This window comes from Streptococcus sp. A22, assembly GCF_043674215.1.
Classification (GTDB): domain Bacteria; phylum Bacillota; class Bacilli; order Lactobacillales; family Streptococcaceae; genus Streptococcus; species Streptococcus suis_V.
In genome coordinates this window covers 1-12,791 of the sequence record NZ_JBIMJQ010000012.1, presented here as the reverse complement: position 1 = coordinate 12,791, position 12,791 = coordinate 1, and the positions used below count along the sequence as shown (strand labels likewise).

Sequence of the window (12,791 nt, the reverse complement as noted above, 5' to 3'; positions counted from 1 at the left end):
TGCAAAAATGCTTAAAAACTTGTAAGATAGTAAAGACGATATGTATGGAGGTCAGTTTTGGCTAAGAAAGAGATTAACATAAATAACTATAATGACGATGCCATTCAGGTACTGGAAGGGTTGGATGCTGTTCGCAAGCGCCCTGGTATGTATATCGGCTCGACAGATGGGAACGGTCTGCACCACATGGTCTGGGAGATTGTCGATAACGCTGTCGATGAAGCGCTGTCTGGTTTCGGTGACCGAATTGACGTGACCATTAACAAGGACGGCAGTCTGTCCGTTTCCGACCGTGGTCGTGGTATGCCCGTTGGTATGCACGCTACCGGCAAGCCAACAGTCGAAGTCATCTTCACCGTTCTCCACGCAGGAGGTAAGTTCGGTCAAGGTGGCTACAAGACCTCAGGTGGTCTCCACGGGGTTGGTTCTTCGGTGGTCAATGCCCTGTCCAGCTGGTTGGAAGTTGAGATTACCCGTGACGGTGCTGTTTACAAGCAACGATTTGAGCAGGGCGGAAAGCCAGTCACGACCCTAGAGAAGATTGGTACCGCTCCAAAATCAAAAACAGGTACAAAAGTGACCTTTATGCCTGATGATACCATTTTCTCAACGACTGATTTCAAGTTCAACACCATTGCCGAACGCCTGAAAGAATCAGCCTTCTTGCTCAAACAAGTCACCATGACCCTGACGGATGAGCGAACAGGTGAGCAAGAGGAGTACCACTATGAAAATGGCGTTCAGGACTTTGTATCCTACCTTAACGAAGACAAGGAAACTTTGACACCAGTCCTCTATTTTGAAGGAGAAGATGCAGGTTTCCAGGTCCAAGTTGCCATGCAGTACAACGATGGTTATTCAGATAACATTCTCTCCTTCGTTAACAACGTTCGGACCAAGGACGGCGGTACCCACGAAACAGGTCTCAAACTAGCCATTACCAAGGCCATGAACGACTATGCTCGTAAGACCAACTTGCTCAAGGAAAAGGACAAGAACTTGGAAGGCTCTGACTACCGTGAAGGACTGTCTGCGGTCCTTTCTATCCTTGTCCCAGAAGAGCATTTGCAGTTTGAAGGTCAGACAAAGGATAAGCTGGGGAGCCCGCTGGCTCGTCCAATTGTAGACGGAATTGTCTCAGAAAAGTTGACGTATTTCCTCTTGGAAAATGGTGAACTGGCTTCAAATTTGGTTCGCAAGGCTATTAAGGCCCGCGATGCGCGCGAGGCCGCCCGTAAAGCCCGTGATGAAAGCCGAAATGGCAAGAAAAACAAGAAGGACAAGGGCCTTTTATCAGGGAAACTCACCCCAGCCCAGTCCAAAAATCCAGCAAAAAATGAACTCTATCTGGTCGAGGGAGATTCGGCTGGAGGCTCTGCCAAACAGGGCCGTGACCGCAAGTTCCAAGCCATTCTACCCTTGCGTGGTAAGGTTATCAATACCGCCAAGGCAAAAATGGCGGACATCCTCAAAAACGAAGAAATCAACACCATGATTTATACCATCGGTGCAGGTGTTGGCTCAGACTTTACGCTGGAAGATGTCAACTATGACAAGATTATTATCATGACCGATGCAGATACGGATGGTGCCCACATTCAGACCCTCTTGCTGACTTTCTTCTATCGCTATATGCGACCCTTGGTGGAAGCTGGTCGGGTTTACATCGCCCTTCCGCCACTTTACAAGATGTCAAAAGGCAAGGGCAAAACAGAAAAGATAGCTTATGCTTGGTCTGATGGGGAATTAGAAGATCTCCGCAAGGATTTTGGCAAGGGCTTTATCCTCCAACGCTACAAGGGTCTTGGTGAGATGAATGCCGATCAGCTCTGGGAAACAACCATGAACCCTGAAACCCGTACTCTTATCCGTGTCACCATTGAAGACCTGGCCCGTGCTGAACGCCGTGTATCTGTCCTTATGGGCGACAAGGTCGAGCCACGCCGGAAATGGATTGAGGATAATGTTAGGTTTACGCTAGAAGAAAACACAGTATTTTGATGAACAGTTTTTCTCTTATGACAAAGAAAGTATGGAAGACAAGATGAAAAAAAGATTTTCTAAAAAACAGGCAATCGAGGAAATTCAAAAGAGATACCAGAAAGCTGAGTCACTATTGAAAGATGATTCCAAAATGGAACCCTTCTTGGAAAAAATAGAAAAGAAAATTAAATGGATTCCCTTTTTAGCTCAGGAATTTAAAAATATTCCCATCATGATAAGTATGGTTCGAAGCTATTTGAAACGAGATTATACCAAGATTCCTAAGAGGACTATTCTCGCAATTGTTTCGGCTTTAATCTACTTTCTCTCGCCTGTAGATGTAGTTCCAGACTGGATTCCATTCTTTGGTCAAATGGATGATGCGCTGGTTATAGCAACTTGCTGGAACTGGGTTAATAAAGACATTGATGATTATCGGGTATGGAAGAAGCTGCGCTCGGCAGAAAATATAGACAAACCCTAAACGAGATGATGTTCCCATTGAGCAACGCTTTGAAAAAAGAAGATATAGATATTAATATGCTGTTATAAGTATAATTAGCAGTAAACTTTTTAACAAAAAATAAGAAAATAAGAAAAAGGAATATTATGAGTAATATTCAAAACATGTCCCTTGAGGACATCATGGGAGAGCGTTTTGGTCGCTACTCCAAATACATTATTCAGGAGCGGGCTTTGCCGGACATTCGTGACGGTCTCAAGCCCGTGCAACGTCGGATTCTTTATTCTATGAACAAGGACGGCAACACCTTTGACAAGGGTTACCGCAAGTCCGCCAAGTCAGTCGGGAATATCATGGGGAATTTCCACCCACACGGTGATTACTCTATTTATGATGCCATGGTTCGTATGTCTCAGGACTGGAAAAATCGTGAGATTTTGGTCGAGATGCACGGAAATAATGGTTCAATGGACGGTGATCCACCGGCTGCCATGCGTTATACCGAGGCTCGTTTGTCTGAGGTGGCTGGCTATCTGCTAGCTGACATCGAGAAAAAGACTGTGCCATTTGCCTGGAACTTTGACGATACGGAAAAAGAACCGACTGTTTTGCCGGCAGCCTTTCCAAATCTCTTGGTCAATGGTGCGACGGGAATTTCTGCAGGTTATGCGACGGACATCCCGCCGCATAATCTAGCGGAGGTCATTGATGCCGTTGTCTACATGATTGATCATCCGACAGCTAAATTAGAAAAGCTAATGGAGTTCTTGCCTGGACCAGACTTCCCAACAGGTGCCATTATCCAAGGGGCTGACGAAATCAAGAAAGCCTATGAAACTGGTAAGGGTCGTGTCGTTGTCCGTAGCCGTTGTGAAATCGAGCAACTCAAGGCTGGCAAGAAACAGATTGTCATTACCGAGATTCCTTACGAGGTCAACAAGGCTGTTCTGGTCAAGAAGATTGATGATGTCCGTGTCAACAACAAGGTGCCTGGGATTGCCGAGGTGCGTGATGAGTCAGACCGGACAGGTCTGCGGATTGCCATTGAGCTGAAAAAAGACAGCGATGAGCAAACCATTCTCAACTACCTCTACAAATACACCGACCTGCAAATCAATTACAACTTCAACATGGTGGCCATTGACAATTTCACACCGCGTCAGGTTGGCCTGCAGAAGATTCTGTCCAGCTATATCGCCCACCGTCGTGAGATTATCATTGCCCGGTCTAAGTTTGACAAGGAAAAGGCAGAAAAACGCCTCCACATCGTAGAAGGCTTGATTCGTGTCATTTCCATTTTAGACGAAGTTATTGCCCTTATCCGTGCTTCTGAAAACAAGGTTGACGCCAAGGAAAACTTGAAAATCAGCTATGATTTTAGTGAGGAACAGGCTGAGGCTATCGTGACCTTGCAACTTTACCGTTTGACAAACACCGATATTGTGACCTTGGAAAACGAAGAAGCAGCCCTACGCGAGCAGATTCAGACCTTGGCAGCCATTATCGGCGATGAGCGGACCATGTTCAACCTCATGAAGAAGGAACTGCGTGAGGTCAAGAAGCAATTTGGCAATCCTCGTTTGAGTGAATTGCAGAATCAGGCAGAAGCGATTGAAATTGATACCGCCAGCTTGATTGTCGAGGAAGAAACCTTTGTCAGCGTAACAAAAGCAGGCTATATCAAGCGGACTAGTCCGCGTTCTTTCGGTGCTTCAACGGTGGAAGAAGTCGGCAAGCGGGATGACGATCAGCTGATTTTCTTGCAGAGTGCCAAGACAACCCAGCACCTCTTGCTCTTTACCAATCTTGGAAATATCATCTACCGACCTGTCCATGAGTTGACAGATATTCGTTGGAAGGACATTGGTGAACACCTGAGTCAGACCCTGATGAACTTTGACACCAATGAAGAGATTATCTTCGCTGAATTGGTGGAGAATTTTGATGAGGGAACTTATTTCGCGGTGACCAAATACGGTCAAATCAAGCGTGTGGAGCGGAAGGAGTTTACGCCATGGCGGACTTATAAGTCCAAGTCAACCAAGTATGCCAAACTCAAAGATGCGGAGGATATGGTCATTACCGTATCGCCTGTGGTCTTGGACGACATTATGCTCATCACAGAAAAGGGATACGCTCTGCGATTTAACATCGAAGAAGTGCCAATCATCGGTGCCAAGGCGGCTGGTGTCAAGGCGGTCAACCTCAAGGATGGGGATGTGGTGGCTGCGGCTTTTATCAGCAATACCAGCTCCGTCTATCTCCTGACCCAGCGTGGTAGCCTTAAGCGGATGGCGACGGAGGAAATCCCTGTGACCAGCCGTGCCAAGCGTGGTTTACAGGTGCTTCGTGAACTCAAGGCTAAGCCTCACCGTGTCTTTGCGGCAGGGCCTGTTTTGACGGATCAGGGTGATTTTGACCTCTTTAGCACGGCAAATGAAGATGAAACGACAAGTCAAATCCTTCACGTTCAGTCCAAAACAGGCAAACTCTATGAGATTGATGTGACCCAGCTCAGCCTGTCCGAACGCACCAGCAACGGTAGCTTTATCTCAGAAACCATTTCTGATGAGGAAGTGTTGACTGCTTGGGTCAAATAGGAGTAAAAAAGTGAAGAAGAAATACCTTGTACTCCTAATTCTGATAGCAGTTATGGTTTTGACATTGCTTGCCATGAAGAACTTTCCTGCTTTTGAGGAATGGCTTCATCAGCTGATTGGTTGGTACTAAATTCTGTGAAAGTGTGAATCACCAGAAACTGTAATGAACAAAAGAAAGCGTGCCACTTAGAAGACCATTTTGGTCTTCTCTTTTTATATATTAAATAGAAACCTTGGTAAATCATGCTTTGTATATGGTTTTTATGCAATGAATAAGTTTGAACTAGAGATTCTATTTATAAATAGTGGAAAGAAATAGAAAAAAACTTGTCAGAAAACAGAATATTTTGTATAATATAGTTACTTTATAAAGAAACTTATTGAGGTGAAGGATGTTTTCAGGGGAGCGTTTGCGAGCGATTCGTTTGGTCAATGAGATGACGCAGGAAAATCTAGGGAAGCTGGTTGGTGTTGGGAAGGTGACGATTTCTAAGTGGGAATCGGAGACGACAGTTCCCAATGCTAAGCATCTGCGGGCTTTGGAGGAGACTTTTTGGGTAGCTAAAGGTTATTTTGAGTCGGATTTTGAGCTCTTGTCGGTCTACCATAAACTGACTAGTGCTCATCAAGGAAAGGTGATACGTTACTCACGGCGTTTATTGGAGGAACAAGAGCAGTCTGTACAATTTGTGGCCTATCAGGTTCGGACCAATATTTTGCTGTCCGCAGGGCCTGGTGAGGCCTTTGATGATGAGTTTGAAACAGAAACAGTCTATTTTGATAGTGAGATGGACCATGACGTGGCGACTTGGATTAAGGGTAATTCCATGGAGCCCATGTTCCAATCAGGCGAGGTGGCGCTTATCAAGGAGACTGGTTTTGATTATGATGGCGGTATCTATGCTATTGTCTGGTTTGGTCATACCTATATCAAGCGTGTGTATCGGGAGGAGGAAGGTTTTCGTCTCGTGTCCATCAATCCAGACCATCCGGATAAGTTTGCCTTCTATGAAGACAAGCCTAAGATAGTAGGAAAGGTTGTTGGTCATTTTATGCCTTTGGCAGTTTAGGGACTATGTAAAGACAACTCAGCTAAAGAGAGGGCGTCAGGGCTAGAGGGATGGGAAAATATTTGGTAGTATTTTTGTATGTTAACCTTAACTTTCCCCATGGAATTTGCTATAATTTAGGTAGAATGTAAGTCTAGGAGGCTACTTATGGAAGTCAAAGATGTCATGGAAATTTTGGAAGGCATGAAGCTAGGGATTTTTGCAACGGTCGATGCAGATGGCAATCCTCATGCGCGGCCTATCCATATCACAGCTGCCAATGAAGATGGTATTTTCTTTATGACAGGTTCGGAAACGCATTTCTATCAGCAACTGATGGGGGATGAGCGTGTGGCGCTAACCGCCCTGTCAGAAGAAGACTACTTGATTCAGGTCATTCGTATAGAAGGGAAGGCACATCCGGCTAGTCAAGAACTCTTGGAGAAGGTTTTTGCGGATAATCCCTATGTCCAACATGTTTACAAGGATGAGGAAAGTCGCAAGACCATGCAGATTTTCCAAGTCTATGAGGGAGATGGTTTTTATCATAGTCTGACTCAGGGGCATAAGTATGTCTTTAAAATCAATAATGGGGTAGGTCAAGCTCGAACAATCTAAGCTACGAGCTTCGCATTCCTACTATATTGTGCTATACTAGAACCAAATAAGAAAGTAGGAGATGTCATGACCAAATATGCCCTTTTTTCGTATACCACTGGTAATATTGGAGATGAGATTCAGTCGGTAGCGACGAGTCGTTTTTTACCACAGATAGATTACTATGTGAACAGGGATTATTTAAATGAGTTCCAGTATGATGGTGAGGAATCAATCAAGCTTATCATGAATGGCTGGTATTCCCACCGCCCGGAAAATTTTCCATTAAAAAATGAAAAAATCGATCCTTTATTGATATCGATGTTTATCGATGATCTGGTGCAAGAGCAATTTTCTACGGAAGAAAATAGAGCATTTTTCAAAAAATATGGTCCAGTTGGTGCGAGGAGTGGAGCTACCAAAGACTTCCTTGAATCGATCGGTGTAGACTCGTACTGGTCTGGTTGCTTGACATTAACCATTCAACCAGAAAAGAATGTGAAAAAGCAGGATTTTGTCTTAGCGATTGATTTGCCAAATGCTGTTTATGATAAGTTGGCAAGAGAATCTATTTATCCTGTTATTCGGATGAGTGCAGATATCAACCACCAGTACATGAGCCCTTCTCAACGGATGAAAGTGGCTCAGTACTACCTCTATCTCTATCAATCAGCACGTTTTGTCGTCACCACTCGTCTGCATGGAACCTTGCCATGTTTGGCGCTTGGAACACCTGTTTTGAATATTCAGGAACAAGGATTTGAAGAAGGGCGTTTTGCTGGTTTGCGTGAGTTGGCCAATCACATGACGATTGAGGAGTTTTTGGCAGGAGCTTGTGATGTGAACCAGCCTCTGCAAAATCCACAAAAGTATCTGGACATTCGGAAGGAACTAGAGGAACGCTGCCAAGCCTTCACAGGTTTTAAGAGCGAAGCTGGATACCTCAATGGGCAGGCAGTTACAGATTTTTTGATGGATCCAGAGTTGGTTCAAGCTATGGTGACGGGGCTATGGTCAGCTCACCAGTATTATGGAATCTATCGTTAAAAAGGGGAAAATCCCCTTTTTGTTTATAGAAAAATAACAGACTATTTTTGCATTTCTAGTCTAGGCATGCTATGATAATGGTAATATATAAAGAGGGAATGAGGCATATAAGTGGAAAAAGTGAGTGTAATTGTACCTGTTTACAATGGGGAAAAACATCTTCGTCAGTGTGTCGAAAGTATTATTGCACAGGATTATAAAAATCTAGAGATCTTATTGATCAATGATGGTTCGACAGATGGGTCAGCTCTCTTGTGCGAGCAGTTGCGTCAGCAAGATTCACGGGTTCGAGTGGTTCACAAGAGGAAGAATGAGGGCCTAGGTGCTGCACGTAATACATCGCTTGAAGTGGCGACAGGAGAGTATATCGTCTTTGTAGATGCAGATGATTGGATAGATCCCAATCATGTTTCTGATTTGCATGAACTACTTACTCGTACAGGAAGTGATATAGCCATTTCCAACTTTACTCAGTATTACGAGGAGACTGGGCAGTTCAATTTACACATTGGGACAGATGATTATTACGAGGCTGTTTATAGCCCAGAAGAGTGGTTTGCTTTCCAATATGGTGTTGGCCACAATATTTCCCTCTGTTTCACAGTACCTTGGAGCAAAATGTATAAAAAGTCTCTGTTTGAATACATCCTCTATCCGACAGATGGTTTTGGGGAGGACGATCGGACAACTTGGAAAACATATTTGGCAGCGAATCGAATCGCCTATATGCATCGCTCTAGTCTGATTTATCGTGTCAATGCGGGGTCGATGACCCAGACAGCCGATCAGGCGACAATATTTTCAACGGAGCCAGTGGCAGAACGCCTTGAGGTGCTGGGTTTGCTTGGTTTTGATTTGTCACGGGAAATTGCCGCCTACAAATGGCGTTCGCAGATAAATCGGGATAGCAAACTGCGTAATGGGGATGTAGTAGCTTATAAGAACCTGGAATTCCGCAAGCGGATGATAGATAAATACGGAAACAACTAAATGAGAGTCTATATTACAAATTTAAACGGTCAAGCAGCATCTTCAACGGCGCAGCTTGGACAAAATATGGTGACAGATATTGCGATTGGGCTTGGCTATCGTGAACTGGGGGTTTATGCTTATAATATGGAGGCAGATAGTCCGTCTGAACTCAGTAAACGCTTGGATGGGATTGTGGCTGGCTTGCGGCATGGAGATGTTGTCATCTTCCAAACGCCGACTTGGAATACAACGAATTTTGATGAGCGCTTGATGGCAAAGTTGAAGGCCTATCAAATCAAAATTGTGATTTTTATCCACGATGTTGTTCCTTTAATGTTTGCGGGGAATTACTACTTGATGGACCGGACCATTGCCTATTATAATCTAGCAGATGTCATTGTGACTCCGAGTCAAAAGATGATTGATGTCTTGCGTGAACATGGTTTGACTGTGAAAAAGACACTAGTTCAGGGGATGTGGGATCATCCGACCAATGCTCCGCAATTACCAGCTTATTACAAGCCCTTAATTCATTTTCCGGGCTCACCAGAGCGTTTTAGTTTCATGAAAAGCTGGAACTATCCTGTTCAGGTTCATCTTTATTGTCGCCAAGAGGTGGAGTTGCCAACCATGGTGAAACGCCTGCCTTATCGCCCAGATGAACAGCTCTTGTTAGAAATGTCGCAGGGCGGATTTGGCTTGGTCTGGATGGATGATCATGACAAGGGGTATCAAACCCTCTATTGTCCGTATAAATTAGGTGCTTTTGTAGCAGCAGGAATCCCTGTGATTGTTCAGAGAGGAATTGCCAATCAGGAAATCATCGAGGCGAATGGACTTGGTTTGGTTGTAGACAGTCTGGATGAAGCGGCTGAAAAAATTCAAGCTATGACACCAGCTGACTATCAGGGATTTGTGGCTAGAGTAAGGGCCTTTAATCCCTTGGTTCGACAAGGCTATTTTACGAAAAAATTATTGATCGATGCTGTCTTTAGTGCCATATGTGATGGGGGAGAAGGATGAGAAAATTAGAAGAAATTCGTGTTTTGCCGATTTTAGATAGCCTTGCTTATATCAAAGAACACCAATCCTCTGTTGTGAGATTTGGAGATGGAGAAATTGATGTGATTCAGGGGTCTAGTATCCCCTATCAGCCATATGATTCAGAATTAGCGGCAGCCTTAAAAGCTATTTTGACCATTCCAAGTTCTCCGGAATTAGTGGTGTGTTTGCCAGATGTCTTTCAAGGATTGGAACGGTATAATTCAAATGCTCAACAATTTTGGAAGAGTCATTTTGAGCGCTATGGTCAATTTTATGCCCACGAGTGTCAATCTGATTGGTACGGTTCAACCTTCATTTCACGTCCCTATATTGACTTGGTGGATAAGGAACCTGCGGCAGCCTATTTTGCAGCCATTAAGGACTTATGGCGGGGTCGAGATATTTTGATTGTCGAAGGTGAGACCAGTCGATCAGGAGTTGGTAATGATCTGTTTGCTGGAGCAGAATCTGTTTCTCGAATCGTTTGTCCATCAAAGAATGCTTTTGCTAAATACGATGACATTTTAGAAGCGATTCTAGAGCATGCAGATGATAAGCTGGTCCTTCTGATGTTGGGGCCAACAGCCAAGGTCTTGGGAGTTGATTTGATGAAGAGAGGTCATCAGGCAATTGATTTGGGCCACATCGATTCTGAGTATGAATGGTTCCAAATGAAAGCGACTTCCAAGGTGAAACTTGACCACAAGCACACTGCTGAGCATAATTTTGATACAGATATTCAGTTTACAGATGATGCGGACTACCTTCTTTCCGTAAAGGCTTGGGTGGGTGTTGCGCCGCAAACTCTACAGGAGGTTTCGGTGAAAGAAGAGCATAAAATGCAATCAGAATCTACTTTGATTAGTATTATTGTCCCTGTTTATAATGTGAAGCCATACTTAAAACGTTGTATAGATTCCTTATTGAAACAAACCTATCCTCATTTTGAATTGATTTTAATTAATGATGGTTCGACAGACGGAAGTGCCTTCGTTTTGGAAGAATATGCCAAAAAAGATGAGCGGATCCGAGTTATTCATCAGGAAAACGCAGGAGTATCTGCTGCTCGAAACAAGGGAATCGATAATGCAAAAGGGGAATATATTACCTTTGTTGACTCGGATGATTTTGTGGAAGATTTCTATCTAAAACATCTGTATGATGGAGCGATAGAGTCAGGATCGGACATTGCTGCCACAAATTTCACCTCTTTCAACGAAGAACGTCAGTCTTTCCTTTTTTACCATAACGAAGGAAATTACTTCCAAACAGTCTATTCTGTCCAGGAGTGGTTGGATCTAGAAGGAGATATGAAGAACAATATGCATTTAGCTTTCACCTTCTCTCCTTTGAAACTATTTAAAAGGTCCTTGTTTGGGGATATTCGCTATCCGGTAGGGCGTCTTAGAGAAGATGATGCAACGATTTACAAGTTGTATTTGAAAGCTAATCAGATCCATTTCACCAATGAAGGTCCTTATTACTACTCACAACGGCCGGAAGGGCTGTCTCGGTCTGTCATGTTGCAAGACATCACGACCATGATCAGTAACGCGGAAGAAAGGATTGCGCTATTGGTAGCCTTAGGCTATAATCCGGCAGCCCAGATAGATTCCTATGTAGCTCGTTTGAAAAAATGTCAAGCAGATGCCCTCTATGCAGGTCAGATTGAGCTTTATCGATCTGTTAGTGCTAAGTTAGATTTGATGAATCGATTTAGAAAGTAGAGATAGGATGGAAAAAGTATCGGTTATCGTTCCTGTTTTTAATGCGGGTATTTATTTGAAACAGTGTTTGGATAGTATTATAAATCAAACCTATCAAAATCTTGAAATAATATTGGTGAATGATGGTTCAACGGATGGAAGTGCTAGCGTTTGTGAGCAGTACCGACAAAAAGATAGTCGAGTTAAACTGGTGAATAAGCCTCTGGGTGGGGGCGGAGTAGGTGCAGCCAGAAACACAGCCTTACAATTGGTGAGTGGAGACTATATTCTCTTTGTTGATAATGATGATTGGTTGGAACCGAATCACATTGAATATCTCTATCAGTCGTTGAACGAGACGGATGCAGATATTGCTGTGGTTAACTTTACACAATTTATGGAAGAGACGAGTTCATTTGCTTTCCATTTACAAGCTCAAGATTACTTTAGACAGGTTTATAGTCCGCAAGAATGGTTTAAAAAAGAGTATGAAGGCCGATTTGCGATTAGTCAATGCTTTACAGTTCCGTGGTGCAAACTCTATAAATCCTCCCTATTGGAAGGCATTGTTTATCCAGAAGATGAAAAAGTTGAGGACGACTATACAACCTGGAAAATTTATCTGAATGCTGATCGCATTGTCTTTTCAAATACGAGTTTATATTACCATCGAAAAAGACAAACAAGTGTTACTAAAACGGTCGAAATCTCTTCTGTCTTTCCTCTAAAAAGTATTGAAGAACGAATTACAGTTTTGTCATTAATTGGTTTTGATATTGCGCCGGAATTAATGGCGTATAGATGGCGATTGAATCTACACAAGGATTTTTATTTGAAAGCTGGTAGGATGCAAGACTATCAAAAATGTATGCAAAAGATTTCAATTTTAGAAAAATGGAAAAGGTGAGAGTAATCTTATCTTTTCTTTTCATTACCAGCCTATGACAGAGAGTTTGAGTCTCTCCGTATAGGAATCTTCCTTTGAGTCCGTCTCCAAGTCACTATCCAACTCTATCCAGCAATCCCTCTCCTTGCTCGGAGGAATGCTGTTATTTGGACTACTCAAAAAGAAAAAACAAAAAGAAGAGCAAGAATAATCATGAACCCAGTTGTAATCAACTGGGTTCATTATTTTATTGATATAAAAGTGAAAAATAGTGAAATATATGAAAGAAATCTATTTTGAAAACTATTTTTTAACAATATATTAAGATTGAAAACAAAAGACGAAAAATACGTTTTCATTTCAGCAAATGTACCTTTGTCAATGATGTGAGACCAAAAAGGTGATTTTGAAGTTATCCATTTGTTAAGCTTTACTAGGAGCTAG

At 43.1% G+C, this 12,791-nt stretch carries 10 protein-coding genes; all 10 read left to right on the top strand.

Annotated features, from left to right (window positions below):
* The first annotated feature begins 57 nt into the window (after window positions 1-57).
* The 10 genes from parE to ACHBHN_RS06235 all read left to right on the top strand — a co-directional run bounded on the left by parE (window position 58) and on the right by ACHBHN_RS06235 (window position 12,368).
* Complete coding sequence (parE, locus tag ACHBHN_RS06280; protein WP_394732617.1) at window positions 58-2,001, top strand: DNA topoisomerase IV subunit B; 1,944 nt, start codon at window positions 58-60, stop codon at window positions 1,999-2,001.
* A 43-nt stretch (window positions 2,002-2,044) separates the two neighbouring features.
* On the top strand, window positions 2,045-2,467 hold the full coding sequence (locus tag ACHBHN_RS06275; RefSeq protein WP_394733807.1) for a YkvA family protein: 423 nt from the start codon (window positions 2,045-2,047) through the stop codon (window positions 2,465-2,467).
* A gap of 125 nt (window positions 2,468-2,592) precedes the next feature.
* Window positions 2,593-5,046, top strand: a complete 2,454-nt coding sequence (parC, locus tag ACHBHN_RS06270; RefSeq protein ID WP_394733806.1) for a DNA topoisomerase IV subunit A — start codon at window positions 2,593-2,595, stop codon at window positions 5,044-5,046.
* A gap of 392 nt (window positions 5,047-5,438) precedes the next feature.
* Window positions 5,439-6,116, top strand: a complete 678-nt coding sequence (locus tag ACHBHN_RS06265) for an XRE family transcriptional regulator (protein ID WP_105122845.1) — start codon at window positions 5,439-5,441, stop codon at window positions 6,114-6,116.
* 147 nt (window positions 6,117-6,263) lie between these two features.
* Window positions 6,264-6,713 (top strand): pyridoxamine 5'-phosphate oxidase family protein, encoded by a 450-nt coding sequence (locus tag ACHBHN_RS06260; protein ID WP_105122846.1) that lies wholly within the window; start codon window positions 6,264-6,266, stop codon window positions 6,711-6,713.
* Window positions 6,714-6,779: 66 nt separating this feature from the next.
* Window positions 6,780-7,739, top strand: a complete 960-nt coding sequence (locus ACHBHN_RS06255; RefSeq protein ID WP_105122847.1) for a polysaccharide pyruvyl transferase family protein — start codon at window positions 6,780-6,782, stop codon at window positions 7,737-7,739.
* Window positions 7,740-7,859: 120 nt separating this feature from the next.
* Complete coding sequence (locus ACHBHN_RS06250; RefSeq protein ID WP_238140733.1) at window positions 7,860-8,729, top strand: glycosyltransferase family 2 protein; 870 nt, start codon at window positions 7,860-7,862, stop codon at window positions 8,727-8,729.
* Window positions 8,730-9,734: a sugar transferase gene (locus tag ACHBHN_RS06245; protein ID WP_193438463.1), complete on the top strand. Its 1,005-nt coding sequence runs from the start codon at window positions 8,730-8,732 to the stop codon at window positions 9,732-9,734.
* Window positions 9,731-11,482: an SP_1767 family glycosyltransferase gene (locus tag ACHBHN_RS06240; RefSeq protein ID WP_394733805.1), complete on the top strand. Its 1,752-nt coding sequence runs from the start codon at window positions 9,731-9,733 to the stop codon at window positions 11,480-11,482. Before ACHBHN_RS06245 ends, ACHBHN_RS06240 begins: the two co-directional genes overlap by 4 nt.
* Before the next feature lie 7 nt (window positions 11,483-11,489).
* Window positions 11,490-12,368 (top strand): glycosyltransferase, encoded by an 879-nt coding sequence (locus ACHBHN_RS06235; RefSeq protein WP_172062609.1) that lies wholly within the window; start codon window positions 11,490-11,492, stop codon window positions 12,366-12,368.
* The last annotated feature ends 423 nt before the right edge of the window (window positions 12,369-12,791 follow it).

Excerpts from the sequence above, each read along its gene's own strand:
- ACHBHN_RS06275 (WP_394733807.1), top strand. The coding sequence starts at position 2,045 with ATGAAAAAAAGATTTTCTAAAAAACAGGCAATCGAGGAAATTCAAAAG.
- parC (WP_394733806.1), top strand. The coding sequence starts at position 2,593 with ATGAGTAATATTCAAAACATGTCCCTTGAGGACATCATGGGAGAGCGT.
- ACHBHN_RS06265 (WP_105122845.1), top strand. The coding sequence starts at position 5,439 with ATGTTTTCAGGGGAGCGTTTGCGAGCGATTCGTTTGGTCAATGAGATG.
- ACHBHN_RS06260 (WP_105122846.1), top strand. The coding sequence starts at position 6,264 with ATGGAAGTCAAAGATGTCATGGAAATTTTGGAAGGCATGAAGCTAGGG.
- ACHBHN_RS06255 (WP_105122847.1), top strand. The coding sequence starts at position 6,780 with ATGACCAAATATGCCCTTTTTTCGTATACCACTGGTAATATTGGAGAT.
- ACHBHN_RS06245 (WP_193438463.1), top strand. The coding sequence starts at position 8,730 with ATGAGAGTCTATATTACAAATTTAAACGGTCAAGCAGCATCTTCAACG.
- ACHBHN_RS06240 (WP_394733805.1), top strand. The coding sequence starts at position 9,731 with ATGAGAAAATTAGAAGAAATTCGTGTTTTGCCGATTTTAGATAGCCTT.
- ACHBHN_RS06235 (WP_172062609.1), top strand. The coding sequence starts at position 11,490 with ATGGAAAAAGTATCGGTTATCGTTCCTGTTTTTAATGCGGGTATTTAT.